General features: G+C 66.7%; 16 protein-coding genes. 7 read left to right on the forward strand and 9 right to left on the reverse strand.

Translation table 11 applies throughout. From position 1 onward, the window contains the following. Nucleotides 1–719 (forward strand): patatin-like phospholipase family protein (locus WU80_RS05030; protein WP_197285983.1); only part of this gene is annotated, 719 nt, incomplete at its 5' end. Between the two features lie 149 nt (nucleotides 720–868). Then, nucleotides 869–1,816 (forward strand): adenylate/guanylate cyclase domain-containing protein, encoded by a 948-nt coding sequence (locus WU80_RS05035; protein ID WP_055399677.1) that lies wholly within the window; start codon nucleotides 869–871, stop codon nucleotides 1,814–1,816. An 80-nt stretch (nucleotides 1,817–1,896) separates the two neighbouring features. Here WU80_RS05035 and WU80_RS05040 read toward each other — a convergent pair whose 3' ends face one another. The 7 genes from WU80_RS05040 to WU80_RS05070 all read right to left on the reverse strand — a co-directional run bounded on the left by WU80_RS05040 (nucleotide 1,897) and on the right by WU80_RS05070 (nucleotide 8,801). Next, nucleotides 1,897–2,742 carry a hypothetical protein gene (locus WU80_RS05040; protein WP_055399678.1) on the reverse strand — a complete coding sequence of 282 codons (846 nt, stop codon included), beginning with the start codon at nucleotides 2,740–2,742 and terminating at the stop codon, nucleotides 1,897–1,899. Between the two features lie 128 nt (nucleotides 2,743–2,870). Continuing rightward, on the reverse strand, nucleotides 2,871–4,040 hold the full coding sequence (locus WU80_RS05045; protein WP_055399680.1) for a lipid-transfer protein: 1,170 nt from the start codon (nucleotides 4,038–4,040) through the stop codon (nucleotides 2,871–2,873). Continuing rightward, entirely contained in the window at nucleotides 4,040–4,441 is a 402-nt protein-coding gene (locus WU80_RS05050; RefSeq protein ID WP_055399682.1) for a MaoC family dehydratase, read from the reverse strand. Before WU80_RS05050 ends, WU80_RS05045 begins: the two co-directional genes overlap by 1 nt. Then, nucleotides 4,438–5,394: a bifunctional MaoC family dehydratase N-terminal/OB-fold nucleic acid binding domain-containing protein gene (locus WU80_RS05055; protein ID WP_055399684.1), complete on the reverse strand. Its 957-nt coding sequence runs from the start codon at nucleotides 5,392–5,394 to the stop codon at nucleotides 4,438–4,440. Before WU80_RS05055 ends, WU80_RS05050 begins: the two co-directional genes overlap by 4 nt. Then, the gene (gene fadE29 / locus WU80_RS05060) at nucleotides 5,391–6,554 is read right to left on the reverse strand and encodes an acyl-CoA dehydrogenase FadE29 (protein WP_055399687.1); all 1,164 of its coding nucleotides are present in this window, start codon (nucleotides 6,552–6,554) and stop codon (nucleotides 5,391–5,393) included. Before fadE29 ends, WU80_RS05055 begins: the two co-directional genes overlap by 4 nt. Then, the gene (locus WU80_RS05065) at nucleotides 6,545–7,558 is read right to left on the reverse strand and encodes an acyl-CoA dehydrogenase family protein (RefSeq protein WP_055399689.1); all 1,014 of its coding nucleotides are present in this window, start codon (nucleotides 7,556–7,558) and stop codon (nucleotides 6,545–6,547) included. Before WU80_RS05065 ends, fadE29 begins: the two co-directional genes overlap by 10 nt. A gap of 1 nt (nucleotide 7,559) precedes the next feature. Next, complete coding sequence (locus WU80_RS05070; protein WP_055399690.1) at nucleotides 7,560–8,801, reverse strand: cytochrome P450; 1,242 nt, start codon at nucleotides 8,799–8,801, stop codon at nucleotides 7,560–7,562. Between the two features lie 122 nt (nucleotides 8,802–8,923). Here WU80_RS05070 and WU80_RS05075 point away from each other — a divergent pair, with 122 nt between their 5' ends. The 5 genes from WU80_RS05075 to WU80_RS05095 all read left to right on the forward strand — a co-directional run bounded on the left by WU80_RS05075 (nucleotide 8,924) and on the right by WU80_RS05095 (nucleotide 12,999). Further along, nucleotides 8,924–10,087, forward strand: coding sequence for a steroid 3-ketoacyl-CoA thiolase (locus tag WU80_RS05075; protein WP_055399692.1), 1,164 nt, complete (start codon nucleotides 8,924–8,926; stop codon nucleotides 10,085–10,087). A gap of 8 nt (nucleotides 10,088–10,095) precedes the next feature. Further along, the gene (locus WU80_RS05080) at nucleotides 10,096–10,488 is read left to right on the forward strand and encodes a hypothetical protein (RefSeq protein ID WP_055399694.1); all 393 of its coding nucleotides are present in this window, start codon (nucleotides 10,096–10,098) and stop codon (nucleotides 10,486–10,488) included. Nucleotides 10,489–10,521: 33 nt separating this feature from the next. Next, on the forward strand, nucleotides 10,522–10,974 hold the full coding sequence (locus tag WU80_RS05085; protein ID WP_055399696.1) for a nitroreductase family deazaflavin-dependent oxidoreductase: 453 nt from the start codon (nucleotides 10,522–10,524) through the stop codon (nucleotides 10,972–10,974). Between the two features lie 274 nt (nucleotides 10,975–11,248). Further along, nucleotides 11,249–12,439 carry a cytochrome P450 gene (locus WU80_RS05090; protein WP_055399698.1) on the forward strand — a complete coding sequence of 397 codons (1,191 nt, stop codon included), beginning with the start codon at nucleotides 11,249–11,251 and terminating at the stop codon, nucleotides 12,437–12,439. Continuing rightward, entirely contained in the window at nucleotides 12,436–12,999 is a 564-nt protein-coding gene (locus tag WU80_RS05095; RefSeq protein WP_082459710.1) for a pyridoxamine 5'-phosphate oxidase family protein, read from the forward strand. Before WU80_RS05090 ends, WU80_RS05095 begins: the two co-directional genes overlap by 4 nt. Before the next feature lie 5 nt (nucleotides 13,000–13,004). Here the strand turns inward: WU80_RS05095 and WU80_RS05100 are convergent, their stop codons facing one another. Together WU80_RS05100 and WU80_RS05105 are read right to left on the reverse strand one after the other, a co-directional pair. Beyond that, the gene (locus WU80_RS05100) at nucleotides 13,005–13,910 is read right to left on the reverse strand and encodes an SDR family oxidoreductase (RefSeq protein WP_055399700.1); all 906 of its coding nucleotides are present in this window, start codon (nucleotides 13,908–13,910) and stop codon (nucleotides 13,005–13,007) included. Nucleotides 13,911–13,924: 14 nt separating this feature from the next. Further along, nucleotides 13,925–14,710, reverse strand: coding sequence for an SDR family oxidoreductase (locus WU80_RS05105; RefSeq protein WP_197281067.1), 786 nt, complete (start codon nucleotides 14,708–14,710; stop codon nucleotides 13,925–13,927). Between the last annotated feature and the right edge of the window lie 2 nt (nucleotides 14,711–14,712).

Raw genomic sequence — 14,712 nt, forward strand, 5'->3', positions numbered from 1 at the left:
ATGTGTATAAGAGACAGGCGCTGGGGCTGGACGCGCGGGATTGCACCGCGGCGGCGCGGAAGTACGTTGCGGAGACCAGGCCGGTCAGCGACTACACGATCCCCGCGATAGCCCTCACGCGAGGCCGCCGTGTCGACCGCCTGATAGAGGGATTCTTCGGTGGCACCACCCTGATCGAGCGCCTGCCGAGGGAGTTCTTTTCCGTCTCCACCGACATCATCACGGGCGATCAGATCATCCATCGCCGTGGATTGCTGTGGGTCGCGGTGCGCGCATCGATCTCGATACCCGGCCTCCTGCCGCCGGTGCAGCATGGGGAACGGCTGCTCGTCGACGGCGGACTGATGAACATCCTGCCCGCCGACGTGATGTGCGCCGACCCGGACGGCGAGGTGATATGCGTCGATCTGCGCACGACGTGGGTGCCATCGAAGGGATTTGGCCCGCTGCCGGTGAAGCTTCAGCCGCCCGCGTTCGTCCGGCGGCTCTTGACCGGCACGGATGTAGCCCTGCCGCCGCTGCAAGACACGTTGCTTCGCAGCGTCGAACTCGCGGCCCCCAAGTGGAACCTGCGCGAGCTCCCCCGAGTCGCGGCGATCATCGAGCCGGACGTCTCGGCGATCGGTCCGCTGGACTTCAAAAACATCGATGCGGCCCTGAAGGCCGGGCGGATCGCAGCCCGCAGAATCCTCGAAGCGCAGCCGTCGCTCGTTCGCTGAGCCTGTACGATTACGCTGCAGCCAACGGCTCAGCATCTTCAGGTGGCAGACGCTTAGTGTGTGCACAGGGTGGTCAGGGCGAGCGGGGCAGACAACGACGAGTCTCGCTCGCGCACGCGGCCGTTCGAGTGCGGCGAGGCTGTTAACCCATGGGCTCCGATTGGTGGGACAAGCCGCTGGCCAATCTGGTCGTGCACTTGAATGGCGGCGAGAAGATCGTGCCGATCTTCGATCAGTTATTCGTCGGGCGTCAGTGCGCGGGCATCGACGAACAGCGCCGACTGGTCATTCCCGATCCGAACATCTCCCGCAACCACCTCGAGATTCGCTTGGACGTCAGTACCGACCGGGCATACCTCATCGACACCAGCACCAACGGGACGTTGCTCAATGGCATGCCCCTGGAGCGCGCCGTCCAGGTCCCCATCAAGCCCGAGGACCGGATCTCGATAGGCGACGTGGTGCTCGTCTTCCGATCGGACCGGTTCACTGCCGCCGGGGTAACCAACACAAGCCCGACCCTGACCCGCATCGTCGAGGAGACCATGGTCATGGTGGTCGGGGACATTACCAACTACTCGACGATCTCCGAAGTGACCGACAACAGGGTGATCGCCCAGAGCCTGAACTATCTCTGGCACGAGCTCAACCTCGTGCTGCGCGCCCATCGCGGGACGCTCAACCATTACGCCGGCGATGCGCTGTATGCGGTCTGGGAACCGCGGACCATTCCGAGGGCTAACGAGCTCGCGATCGACTTCGCGCTCGCCGCGAACCGGAGGGTCGAGGAGCTCGGGCCCACGCTCCCGCTGCGTAGCCCGGACGGGTCGCCGATCCGCATGGGTTGGGGGGTGGTGCAGGGCCGGGCCGCGATCGCCGCCATGACACGAACGGTCACGGCCGTAATCGGCGACGCGACCAACGTGGCGTTCCGGTTGGCCGGCATTGCCGGACGGGGCGGGCGCCCGATCGTGATGGTCAGCAGCGGCGTTCACGCCGCCGTCGAGGCGCAATACATTTGGGGCCACTCCGAGCAGGTAGAGATCAAGGGCCGGCGCGGAATGGAGACCGTCTTCGGTGTTGTCGCACGCGCGTAGCCGGACCCTCTGCGCCGAGTCTGCGACGCCCCTCTGCGGCGAGCGTGCGGCTAGCCGCACAGTCGACGCCGAGCGTGCGGCTAGCCGCACGCTCGCCGCGCGAATGCCGCACGAACGCGGCCGACGATCTCGGCGGGCCGGTCGCCCGACACCACTCGGATGACCAGCCAGCCACCACGCTGTAGCCTTTCCAATCGCCTTACGTCCCAGGTGTATTGCCGGCGATCGCTGCGGTGCTGGTCGCCGTCGTATTCGACGGCGACCTTGACGTCCTCCCACCCCATGTCGAGGTAAGCGAAGACATTGCCGACCTCGTCGCGCACCGGAATCTGTGTTTGGGGCCGCGGTAGGCCGGCCCCGATCAGCACGAGGCGAAGCCAGGACTCTTTTGGCGACTGCGCCCCGGCATCGAACAGATCCGCGGCTCGCCGTGCTCGCGCGATGCCTCTGCGTCCGACGTATCTCCGGGCCAGCAGCTCGACATCAGCCGCTTTGATTTCCGTTGCTCTGGCGAGAGCGTCGATCCCCGCCACAGCGGTCATGGTCGGGTACCAACAGCCGAAGTCCAGTGCCGTCCTGACCGGCGAGGTGACCCGCATGCCGGCCACCAGCTCGATCTCGTCCTCCTCGATCCGGTCCCCGTGCGCGTGAATACCAGGCGGACTGCGCCGATTGTCGTGGATCAACTCCACGACGTGCGCATCATCGACCCACTTGCTGCCATGCAGAGCGGATGCGGCGAACCCTGCGACAACACCTCGGCGGCCGCTCCATAGCCAGCCGGCTTTGGCGCGTAGTTCGGCGGTGATGCCGACATCACGCTCCACGTAGACGTCCGGGAACAATGGGCGAAAGCGAGTAGCCAGTTGCGACTTGGACAGCACCCCTGCAGAGATGGCCTCGCTGCCAATAATCGGCTCCATCATGGCCCCGCAGCGTGGCATGAGGCCGCCGTGGCCGTCACGTCAGCTATCCACAAGTCGCGAGCGTGCGGCTAGCCGCACGCTCGAACGCGAACGTGCGGCAAGCCGCACGTTCGAGGCGAACGGCAAAGCTAGCCGAGGATCAGGCCCGACGTGGGCACGCCGGTTCCCGCGGTGACGAGCACGTGCTCGACGTCGGGGACCGGGTTCACCGACGTTCCCCGTAGCTGCCGCACACCCTCGGCAATGCCGTTCATGCCGTGGATGTAGGCCTCACCGAGTTGACCGCCATGCGTGTTGATCGGAAGCCGGCCACCGACCTCGATCGCACCGTCGGCGATGAAGTCCTTGGCCTCGCCCTTACCGCAGAATCCCAACTCCTCCAACTGAATCAGCGTGAAGGGCGTGAAGTGGTCGTACAACACGGCGGTCTGGATGTCGGACGGCTGCAGACCGGACTGCTGCCACATCTGCTGACCGACCAGCCCCATCTCGGGCAGGCCGAGCTCGTCGCGGTAGTAGCTGACCATCGTGTACTGGTCGGGGCTGGAGCCTTGCGCCGCGGCCTCGATGACCGCCGGCCGCTGCTTGAGATCCTTCGCGCGCTCCGGGGAGGTCACCACGATCGCCACCGCGCCGTCGGTCTCCTGGCAGCAGTCCAGCAGCCGCAGCGGCTCGGCGATCCACCGCGAATTCTGGTGGTCCTCAATGGTTATCGGCTTCTCGTAGAAGTACGCCTTTGGGTTCTTGGCCGCGTGCTTGCGGTCGGCCACCGAGATCACCCCGAAATCCCGGCTGGTCGCGCCGGACCAGTGCATGTACCGCTGCGCGATCATCGCGACCTGCGCGGCGGGCGTCGACAGCCCGTGCGGATACGAGAAGGAGTTGTCGGCCGCCGTCGAATCGGCCTGCACGCCCGCATTTCCCACCAGCCGGGTCTGGACCTGACCGAACCGCATGCCCGACCGCTCGTTGAACGCCCGGTACGCCACGACGACGTCGGCCACCCCGGTGGCGACGGCCATCGCCGCCTGCTGAACGGTCGCGCACGCGGCGCCGCCGCCGTAGCCGATCTGCGAGAAGAACTTCAGGTCACCGATGCCGACGGCGCGCGCCACCGCGGTCTCGTTGTTGGTGTCCATCGTGAACGTGGTCAGCCCGTCGACGTCAGACGGCGAAAGGCCGGCGTCGTCCAGGGCGTCCAGGACCGCCTCGGCGGCCAGCCGCAGCTCGCTGCGGCCGGAGTCCTTGGAGAAGTCGGTGGCGCCGATCCCGACGATGGCCGCCTTACCCGAGAGCATCAAGCATCCCCCATCGTCAGCGTCACCGTCGCGATCACATGATCGCCAAGGCTGTTGCGGCCGAAGACCTTCAACGCGATCAGGCCGTCGTCGATACCGGTCACCTCGCCGGAGAAGGTGACGGTGTCGTAGGCATACCACGGCACGCCGAGCCGCAGCCCGATCGATTTGATCCGTGCGGCCGGACCGGCCCAGTCGGTGACGTAACGCTGCACCAACCCCGTGTCGGTCAGGATGTTGACGAAGATGTCCTTGGAACCCTTGGCCTGCGCCAGGTCCCGATCGTGGTGCACGTCCTGAAAGTCCCTGGTGGCCAGGGCGGTCGAGATGATGAACGTCGGGTCGCCGTAAATCTTCAATTCGGGCAGGGTGGTACCCACCTCGACAGTAGGCGCGCTCATGCTTGATCTCCCAAGGGTTCCCACGCGTAAAGGCTCCACTCCGGGCCGGAGTCGCCGGCCGGGAAGTCGATATAGGTTGCGCGAACCGGCATTCCGATCTTGATCTCGGCGTGGTCGACGCCGCGCAGCTCGCCGAGCATACGAACACCCTCTTCCAGCTCGACGAGCGCGATCACAAACGGCAGCGTGCGTCCGGGCACCTTCGGCGCGTGGTGCACGACGTAGCTGTACAGCGTGCCGCGGCCGCTGGCCACGACGTAGTCGATGGGTTGGGCCTTGTCCTGCCACACCGCCGGCACCGGCGGATGCTGCAGGCTGCCGTCGGGCCGGCGCTGAATCCGTAACTCGTGCGCCTTGACGCCCTCCCAGAAGAAGGCGGTGTCCCGCGACGACGCCGGGCGCATCATGGTGTCGGGATCGAGGTCCTCGGGCACCGAGGACGGCGCGGATTCGCGGGGCTTGAACTTCAAGATCCGCCAAGCCATCTCGGCGACGGCTTCCTCCCCGACACGCCAGGTGATGTGCTGGTTGATGAAGTAGCCCTCACCGAGGCCGGTCTGCTTGGGGCCCACCACGTCACGCATCTCGGAATGGATGGTGACCTGCTCGCCGGGACGCAGATACCGGTGATAGGTCTGCTCACAGTTGGTGGCGACCACGCCGATGTAGCCGGCGTCGTCGAACAGCTTCATGATCGGGCCCATTGGATCGTCGGTGGGGCGTTCACCGCCCTGCCCGAACATCGTCCACACCTGAATCATGGCCGGCGGCGCGACAATCCCCGGGTGACCGGCTGCCTTGGCGGCATCCTCGTCCACATAGATCGGGTTGCGGTCGCCGAGGGCCTCCACCCAGTTGTTGATGATCGGCTGGTTCACCGGATCCCGGCCCGCGCGCGGCGCTGCCACGACGGTGGCGGTGATTTCCGCGACCGCTTCGGCGATATCCGTCATCGAGGCACCCTCGGCACCTTGAGGCCGGCCGCCGCGATCATCTCTCGCATCACTTCGTTCACGCCGCCACCGAAGGTGATCACCAGGTTGCGCTTGGTTTGCGAATCCAGCCAACGCAGCAGCTCGGCGGTCTCCGGTTCCGCGGGGTTGCCGTACTTGCCGACGATCTCTTCGGCCAGCCGGCCGATGTACTGAATCTTCTCGGTGCCAAAGACTTTGGTCGAGGCGGCGTCGGCGACGTTGATGTCCTCGCCGGCGGCGGCCACCTGCCAGTTCAGCAGCTCGTTGATCCGCCACATCGCGTGGATCTCACCGAGCGCCCGTTTGACGTCGGCGTGGTCGATCGGCGTGACGCCGTCGCCGCCCGGCTTGGACGCCCACGCGTGCACCCGGTCGTAGATGCCCGCGGTGCGGCCCGCCGGGCCCAGCATGACGCGTTCGTTGTTGAGCTGGGTCGTGATCAGCCGCCATCCGCCGTTCTCCTCGCCGACCAGCATGTCGGCGGGCACCCGCACGTCGTTGTAGTAGGTGGCGTTGGTGTGGTGGGCACCGTCGGACAAGATGATCGGCGTCCACGAGTAGCCGGGATCCTTGGTGTCGACGATCAGGATCGAAATCCCCTTGTGCTTCACGGCTTCCGGGTCGGTGCGGCAGGCCAACCAGATGTAGTCCGCGTCATGCGCACCGGTGGTGAAGATCTTCTGCCCGTTGACGATGTACTCGTCGCCCTGGCGCACGGCGGTGGTCCGCAGCGAAGCCAGGTCGGTTCCCGCGTCGGGCTCGGTGTAGCCGATCGCGAAGTGCACTTCGCCGGCGAGAATGGCCGGCAGGAACTTCTTCTTCTGTGCCTCGCTGCCGAATTGCTGCAGCACCGGACCGACCGTCTGCAGCGTCACCGCGGGCAGCGGGACGTCGGCCCGATGCGCCTCGTTGACGAAGATCGACTGCTCGATGGGGCCGAAGCCCAAGCCGCCGAACTCCTTTGGCCAACCGACGCCAAGCTTGCCGTCCCGGCCCATCCGCCGGATCACCGCGCGATAGGCCTCGTTGTGACGGTCCTCCTCCATCGCCTTCATCTCGTCGGACGAGATCAGGTTCGAAAAGTATTCCCGCAGTTCCGCTTGCAGCTGACGCTGCTCCGGAGTCAGGTCTATGAACATTGCGCTCCCACCAGATCGAGACGATGAGAAGGCCCGCCCAGCAGCCGGGTCAGGTCCTTGATCGTGGAGTAGTACCGGTGCATCGGATAGGTGATGTCCATGCCCATGCCGCCGTGCAGGTGGTGGCAGAGCTGCATCACCGGCGGGGCCTGCGACGTGATCCAATAGCCGAGCACGTCGAGATCGTCGTCAGCGTCCCGTCCTTCGGACAGCCGCCACACGACCGACTTCGCCGCCAAATCGATGGTGCGCGAAGCGATGTAGACCTCGGCGAGCTGCGCGGCCACGGTCTGGAACGTCGACAGCGGCTTGCCGAATTGCTTGCGGTTGGCCACGTAGTCCGCGGTGAGCCGCAGCGCGCCCGCGACCAGGCCGTCGGTGTAGGCGCCGATGGCCGCCAGCGCCAGCTGGTTGACCCGCGGCGCCCCGGCGCCCGACAAAACGTCGGCGTCTTCGACCGCAACGTCGGCGAAGGTGACCGTGTACTCGTCGGAGCCGTTGGATGTCGGGGTCTGAATCACCTGCACCCCATCGGCCTTCGGCGACACCACGACCACCGCGTTGTCGGCGGTCACGACCATCCAGTCGGCGGATTCGGCATACGGCACAGCCACTTTCGTGCCCGACAACCGGCCGTTGGCGAAGGTGGTCGACGGCCGGTCGGGCAACGCGGTGCCGGGCTCGTTGAGCGCGGCGGTCAGCACGCCGCCCTTCGCGACGCCGGCCAGGAACCGGTCCTGCTGTTCGTCGGACGCCAGGTCAAGCAGCGGCAGCACGCCGAAGCCGAGCGTGGCCAGCGCCGGCGTGATGGCGCCGTGGCGACCCACCTCGGTGAGGACGGTGGCCACCTCGGGCAGCCCCACGCCGTCACCGCCGAGACGCTCGGGCACCGGGAGCGCCGTCACGCCCCCGCCGACCAAAGCCTCCCAGCTCAATTCGCGGTCGAGCACCGACGTGACGACGTCGGCGACGGCCTGTTGCGTCGCGGTGAGATCGAAGTCCATGTCAGTTGGATTTGCCGCTGTAGTCGACCTGCCAGTGCTTGATCCCGTTGAGCCAGCCCGACCGCAACCGCTCGGGCTCGCCGATGGGCTTGAGGTCCGGCATGTGGTCGGCCACCGCGTTGAAGATCAGGTTGATGGTCATACGGGCCAAGTTAGCGCCGATGCAGTAGTGGGCGCCGGTGCCGCCGAAGCCGACGTGCGGGTTCGGGTCGCGCAGGATGTTGAAGGTGTGCGGGTCGTCGAAGACCTCTTCGTCGAAGTTGGCCGACCGGTAGGACATCACCACCCGCTGCCCCTTCTTGATCTGCACGCCGGACAACTCGGTGTCCTCGCTGGCGGTGCGCTGGAAGGCCGAGACCGGGGTGGCCCACCGGATGATCTCGTCGGCGGTGGTCGACGGGCGCTCGGACTTGAACAATTCCCACTGGTCGGGGTTGTTCGCCATGGCGATCATGCCGTGGGTGATCGAGTTGCGGGTGGTCTCGTTGCCCGCCACCGCGAGCATGACCACGAAGAACCCGAACTCGTCGTCGGAGAGCTTCTCGCCGTCGATGTCGGCCTGGATGAGCGTGGTGACGATGTCGTCGGTGGGGTTCTTGCCCCGCTCCTCGGCCATCGCCATCGCGTAGGTGATCAGCTCCATCGACGACTGCGCGGGGTCGACGTGGGCGTACTCGGGGTCGGTGCCACCGGTCATCTCGTTGGACCAGCGGAACAGCTTGTCGCGGTCCTCCTGGGGGACACCGAGCAGGCCCGCGATGGCCTGCAGCGGCAGCTCGCACGAGACCTGCTCGACGAAGTCGCCGTGACCCTCGGTCGCCGCGGTCTTGGCGATGTTCTGGGCGCGCTGTGCCAGTTCGGCCTCCAGCCGTCCGATGGCCCGGGGCGTGAACCCGCGGGAGATGATCTTGCGCAGCCGGGTGTGGTGGGGCGCGTCCATGTTGAGCATGACGCTGCGCTGTAGTTCGACCTGCTCGCGCTTCATCTCCGGCGGCCACGTCGGGATGGCGCCGTTCATCCAGCTCGAGAAGATGTCGCTGCGCTTGGACACCTCCTTGACGTCGGCGTGCTTGGTGACGAGCCAATATCCGTGGTCCTCGAAGCCGCCCGCGCCGTTGGGGATGTCGACCCAGTGGATCGGCTCCGCCTTGCGGAGCCAGGCGAGTTCCTCGACGGGCAGCCCTGCGAGGTTGACGTCAGGGTCAAGGAAGTCGAAGTCAGCGGGAATGTTGGGGGGTGCCATGATGTGTGCGCTCCTCAATTGCAACGTGTTCTAGTGCCAGTAAAACACGGCTCCTGCGCAGATAAAAGGCAGGTCATCATCCTCGCTTGTCAGACTAATGAAACGTGTTCTAGCCTGACGGAATGGGTAACCCGGTAATCGTCGAAGCCACCCGCAGCCCGATCGGCAAGCGCAACGGATGGCTCTCAGGATTGCACGCCACCGAGCTGCTCGGTGCGGTGCAGAAGGCAGTCGTGGAGAAGGCCGGCATCGACGCCGGCGACGTCGAACAGGTCATCGGCGGCTGCGTGACGCAGTTCGGCGAGCAGTCCAACAACATCACCCGGGTTAGCTGGCTGGTCGCCGGGCTGCCGGAGCACGTCGGCGCCATGACCGTGGACTGCCAGTGCGGCAGCGGTCAGCAGGCCAACGGTCTGATCGCCGGCCTGATCGCGGCGGGCGCCATCGACATCGGCATCGCGTGCGGAATCGAGGCCATGAGCCGCGTCGGACTCGGCGCCAACGCCGGCCCCGACCGCAGCATCCTGCGGCCGGCGTCGTGGGACATCGACCTGCCCGACCAGTTCACCGCGGCCGAGCGGATCGCCAAGCGGCGCGGCATCACCCGCGAGGACATCGACGAGTTCGGCTTCGGATCGCAGGCCAAGGCCAAGCAGGCGTGGGAGGAGGGCCGCTTCGACCGCGAGATCTCCCCGATCGACGCGCCCGCGCTGGACGAGAACAAGCAACCGACGTCGGAGCGGGTCACCATCTCGCGCGACCAGGGCCTGCGCGACACCACCCTGTCGGGCCTGTCCGCCCTTAAGCCGGTCATCGAGGGTGGGATCCACACGGCCGGGACGTCGTCGCAGATTTCCGATGGGGCCGCGGCCGTGCTGTGGATGGACGAAGATAAGGCCAAGGGGCTCGGGTTGCGGCCGCGGGCCCGCATCGTCAGCCAGGCGCTAGTCGGCGCCGAGCCGTACTACCACCTGGACGGCCCCGTGCAGTCGACGGCCAAGGTGCTCGAAAAGGCCGGCATGAAGATGGGCGACATCGACCTGGTCGAGATCAACGAGGCGTTCGCGTCGGTGGTGCTGTCCTGGGCGCGCGTCCACGAGCCCGACATGGCCAGGGTCAACGTCAATGGCGGGGCCATCGCGCTGGGCCACCCGGTGGGCAGCACCGGCAGCCGGTTGATCACCACCGCGCTGCACGAGCTGGAGCGCACCGACCAGAGCACCGCGCTGATCACCATGTGCGCGGGCGGCGCCCTGTCGACGGGCACCATCATCGAGCGCATCTAGCCCGGCACTTGATCGTCTCCGAGGAGAGCCGCATCGCCGCGGCGCAGTCCTACATCGACGCGCTCGTCAACCATGACGGCGACTCCGTTCCGTTCGCCGCCGACTGCACCCGCATCGAGCAAGGGATCAAGAACGGGTTCTCCGGAAACCACCTGCGCCGCAGCCTGAATCGCGGAGCTCAGTACCGGTTGCTCGCGGACACGACGCCGCCGGCCTACCGGATCGACGGCGACCGGGTGCACGCCTCATACGACGTGCTCACCAAGGCGGCGTTCGGCGGCCGGCGGCTGGGCGCACGGGTCGACGAGACCTTCGTGATACCCGCCGAAACCTCAAGCGGACGAGCCGAGATCCACCACATCAAGGTTCGCTTCCAACCGTTCGTCCAGCGGCGGCGGTAACGCCGCGGCGCCGCCCAGATACAGAGGAGCACGATGCCCAAACCCAAGCCAAAGTCACTGAACGCGCCCTGGGTCGGCTTCATCATCAAATGGATGGCCAAGGGCAACACGTGGATCTATCGACGCAGCAACGGAAAATTGGGGGGCACCTTCGGCAATGCTCCCGTCGCGCTGCTCACCACGACGGGCCGCAAGAGCGGTGAACCGCGGGTCAGCCCGCTGCTGTACCTGCGCGAAGGGAACCGGGTGGTGCTGGTCGCATCGAAGGGCGGTAGCGACAAGAACCCGCTGTGGTACCTCAACCTCAAGGCCAATCCGAAAGTCTCCGTGCAGATCAAGGACGAGGTGCTGCAGCTGCAGGCCCGTGATGCGACCGAGGCCGAGCGTGCGGAGTACTGGCCGAAGCTGGATGCCATGTACCCCTCATTCGGCGACTACCGGTCATGGACCGACCGGGTCATTCCCATCGTCATCTGCGACCCCTGACGTTTCTGCCCCGCGACGCCACAGACGCTGAGCGGGAACGCAATTGGCCGCCGCTGATGCGGATGTGCCCGCCCAACCGCAAGTACCGCGACGCCACCGACCGAGTGATTCCGCTCGTGGTGCGCGAGCCGCGCCAGGGCCGCCGGCCCCGTTCGGAAACGACCCTCAATTCTGACGGCCCCTCCGTCAGCGCTTGACTGAGCATATCGCCGTGTGTGACGATTTCGTCAGAAAGCGCCGCCATTGCGCCCGGCAGCGCGCTGTTAGGAGAACGATGCGTCGCACACCGGCCGGTGTCCCGGTATACGAGCCAGACCTCTACTCCACCGAGGCCATCGTCAATCCCTACCCGCATTACCGGCGCCTGCGCGACCTCGGCCGGGTGGTCTGGTTGGCCAAACAGAAGGCGTATGCGCTCCCCCGCTACGCCGAGTGCAAGGCCGTCTTGCGTGACGACAAGACATTCCTCTCGGGCAGGGGCGTCTCCCTGAACCCGATCACCAACCGCTTATCGCGAGGCACGACGCTGAACAGCGACGGCGACGAGCACGACCAACGGCGAAAGCTGGTGGCGCACCGCCTGTTGCCGCGTGTGCTGCGTGCGATCAGCGACAGCGTGGACGCCACCGCCGCGGCGGTGGTCGATGCCGCGCTCAGGCAGGGTGCGGTCGACGGGGTGAATGACCTGGCGGCCGCCCTGCCGCTGGCCGTGGTGCCTGACCTCATCGGTTGGCCGCGCGATCAACGCGATCACCTCATCGACTGGGGCGGCGCCACTTTCGATGTCCTCGGTCCGCTGAATTGGCAGGCGATCAAATCGACGCCTCGCGCGTTGCAAATGCTGCGGTTCGCGCGCCGCGTGGTGCGCCAGCGGGCCGTTCTCGAGGGCAGCATGGCACACGAGCTTCTGATCGCCGCCGACGAAGGCAAGCTGCCGCACCGCGAGTGTTCGCCGCTGATGGTCGACTATCTTGCGCCGTCGATCGACACCACGATGAGCGCCATCTCCAACGCGTTGCATTTGTTCGCGAGCCACCCCGACCAATGGCGAGTCCTGAAAGAGGACCCGGCCCTGATGACCAACGCCGTCAACGAGGTGGTCCGGTATGAGCCCCCGCTGCGTGCATTCGCGCGCTGGGTGCCAAGGCAAACCGAAATAGCCGGCACCCCAATACCATCCGGTGCCCGAGTCCTCGTGATATACGCCTCAGCCAACCGCGACGAACGCGAGTGGGAGGAACCCGACCTCTTCGACATCCGCCGTGACGCCAGCCGTCAAATCGGATTCGGACAGGGTGCGCATGCCTGTGCCGGCCAGGGCCTGGCGCGTTTGGAAACGGCGGCCATGCTGCGCGCGCTGCTTGAACGCGTCGAACGCATCGAGGTCACCGGCGCACCAAAATGGGCTATTAACAACATCATCCGCCGTCACGAAGCGCTGCCGCTAAAGCTGGTTGCCGCATGAGACTCTTACCCTTGGCCGCCGAGCCGTTCACCCCTTCGGTCGACCGCGACATGCTCCCGTCGGAGCGCCGCGAATTCGTCCGCACGCACCGTACGTGTGTCTTCGGGTACCGCCGCCGCCATGACGGCCCGGCCATGTCGATCGTGTATTACGTCCCGACCGATGACGACGAGCTGCTGGTGTCCACCATGGCCGGCCGCGCGAAGGCGAACGCCGTGGCGCGGGACCCGAAAGTGAGCATTTGCGTGCTGGACGAGCGCTGGCCGTTCTCCTTCTTGCAGGTGTATGCCGACGCCGTCATCGATCGAGACCCCGACCTCGTCGTCGACGTCATGATGGCCGTCGGCTGGCGGATGTCCGGGCAGCTGGCAGGCGCGGACGCACGGCCCTTCGTCAGGGAAATGGCCGAGCGCGAAGACAGGCTGGTGATCCGCTGCCGTCCCTACGCGACGTTCGCCACGCCGCCGCGTCATCTATATGCGAACGAGGAAGCGACCGAGCTGACGCACTGGGGATCATCGTCGCTCCCGTGGGACGCCCCGGATCCCGTTGCGCGATAGGTAAATCAGGCCCCGTATACGGGAACCGGCGGCCGGGCCTTGGCGAGCAGGTCCGCGACGACGGGCCCCAATTCGGCGGGATCCCACCGCGCACCCTTGTCGATCTGCGGCCCGTGGGCCCAGCCCTCGGCGACCCGGATCTTGCCGCCCTCGACCTCGAACACCTTGCCGGTGACGTCCCGCGACTCGGCGCTGCCCAGCCAGACCACCAGCGGCGAGACGTTCTCCGGCGCCATGGCGTCGAAATCCTGGTCCTGCGTGGCCATCATCTCGGCGAAGACGGTCTCGGTCATGCGGGTCCGGGCCGACGGCGCGATGGCGTTGACCGTGACGCCGTAGCGGCCCATCTCCGCCGCACCGACGAGCGTAATCGCCGCGATGCCGGCCTTGGCCGCGCTGTAGTTGCCCTGCCCGACGCTGCCCTGCAGGCCGGCACCCGAACTGGTGTTGATGATCCGCGCGTCGACCGTCTTGCCCTCCTTGGACAGCCCGCGCCAGTACGACGCCGCGTGCCGCATCGTGGCGAAGTGGCCTTTGAGGTGCACGGCGATGACGGCGTCGAACTCCTCCTCGCTGGTGTTGGCCATCATCCTGTCGCGCACGATGCCGGCGTTGTTCACCAGAACGTCCAGCCCGCCGAATGTGTCGACGGCGGTCTGGATCAGGCCGGCCGCTTCGTCCCAGTCGGCGACGTTGGATCCATTGGCTACGGCTTCCCCACCGGCCGCGGTGATTTCGTCGACCACGCCCTGCGCCGCGCTGCCGCCGCCCGCCGGGGAGCCATCCAGTCCCACGCCGATGTCGTTGACCACCACGCGCGCGCCCTCGGCCGCGAAGGCCAGCGCATGCGCGCGACCGATACCGCCGCCCGCCCCGGTGACGATGACGACGCGGCCGTCAACCACTCCCATTGTTCGTGTCTCCTCTACTTGATCGCTTTGGCATTCGTGGTGGCCAGGTAGTGCGGCGGTTCGCCGCCACCGTGCACCTCCAGCGAGGCGCCGCTGATGTAGGACGCCGTGTCCGACGCCAGAAATGCTGCGGCCCAACCGATGTCCTCGGGCTGGGCCAGCCGGCCCAGCGGCACGTTCTTGGAGATCGCGGCGATGGACTCGGCGTCGCCGTAAAACAGTTCGGATTGCTCGGTTTCCACCATGCCCACCACGCAGGCGTTCACCCGCACCTTCGGCCCCCACTCCACCGCAAGCGTCTGCGTGAGGCTTTCGAGTCCGGCCTTGGCCGCGCCGTAGGCGCCGGTGCCCGGTGACGGCCGTCGACCGGACAGACTGCAGATGTTGACGATCGACCCGCCGCGTTCCTGGCCTTGCATGTGGGCGTTGGCATGCTGCGAAACCGACAGCGCGCCAATCAGGTTCAACTCGATGATCTTGCGGTTGAACTTCGCGCTGGACTCCGCGGTCAGCACGTACGGCGAACCGCCGGCGTTGTTGACCACGACGTCGAGCCGGCCATGGGTGTCGACGATGGAATCGATCAGCGCCTTGACGGCGTCGTCGTCACGGACGTCGCAGGAGTGGAACTCATAGGGCAGGCCCTCGACGGCCCGCCGCGCGCAGGTGATGACGGTGGCGCCCTGCCCGGCGAAAACCGAGCTGATGCCGGCGCCCACCCCGCGAACCCCGCCGGTGACCAGAACCACCCGCCCGGCCAGCCCCAAGTTGATGGCGTCGGGTGCTTCGGCGCGAGTCACTG

The organism is Mycobacterium sp. UM_11, assembly GCF_001414075.1.
Classification (GTDB): Bacteria; Actinomycetota; Actinomycetes; order Mycobacteriales; family Mycobacteriaceae; genus Mycobacterium.

Bases quoted from the DNA above. Each gene is read 5' to 3' on its own strand.
- WU80_RS05075 (WP_055399692.1), top strand. From the start codon at position 8,924: ATGGGTAACCCGGTAATCGTCGAAGCCACCCGCAGCCCGATCGGCAAG.
- WU80_RS05070 (WP_055399690.1), bottom strand. From the start codon at position 8,801: ATGGCACCCCCCAACATTCCCGCTGACTTCGACTTCCTTGACCCTGAC.
- fadE29 (WP_055399687.1), bottom strand. From the start codon at position 6,554: ATGTTCATAGACCTGACTCCGGAGCAGCGTCAGCTGCAAGCGGAACTG.
- WU80_RS05055 (WP_055399684.1), bottom strand. From the start codon at position 5,394: ATGACGGATATCGCCGAAGCGGTCGCGGAAATCACCGCCACCGTCGTG.
- WU80_RS05095 (WP_082459710.1), top strand. From the start codon at position 12,436: ATGAGACTCTTACCCTTGGCCGCCGAGCCGTTCACCCCTTCGGTCGAC.
- WU80_RS05100 (WP_055399700.1), bottom strand. From the start codon at position 13,910: ATGGGAGTGGTTGACGGCCGCGTCGTCATCGTCACCGGGGCGGGCGGC.
- WU80_RS05040 (WP_055399678.1), bottom strand. From the start codon at position 2,742: ATGATGGAGCCGATTATTGGCAGCGAGGCCATCTCTGCAGGGGTGCTG.
- WU80_RS05085 (WP_055399696.1), top strand. From the start codon at position 10,522: ATGCCCAAACCCAAGCCAAAGTCACTGAACGCGCCCTGGGTCGGCTTC.
- WU80_RS05045 (WP_055399680.1), bottom strand. From the start codon at position 4,040: ATGCTCTCGGGTAAGGCGGCCATCGTCGGGATCGGCGCCACCGACTTC.
- WU80_RS05035 (WP_055399677.1), top strand. From the start codon at position 869: ATGGGCTCCGATTGGTGGGACAAGCCGCTGGCCAATCTGGTCGTGCAC.
- WU80_RS05050 (WP_055399682.1), bottom strand. From the start codon at position 4,441: ATGAGCGCGCCTACTGTCGAGGTGGGTACCACCCTGCCCGAATTGAAG.
- WU80_RS05065 (WP_055399689.1), bottom strand. From the start codon at position 7,558: ATGGACTTCGATCTCACCGCGACGCAACAGGCCGTCGCCGACGTCGTC.
- WU80_RS05090 (WP_055399698.1), top strand. From the start codon at position 11,249: ATGCGTCGCACACCGGCCGGTGTCCCGGTATACGAGCCAGACCTCTAC.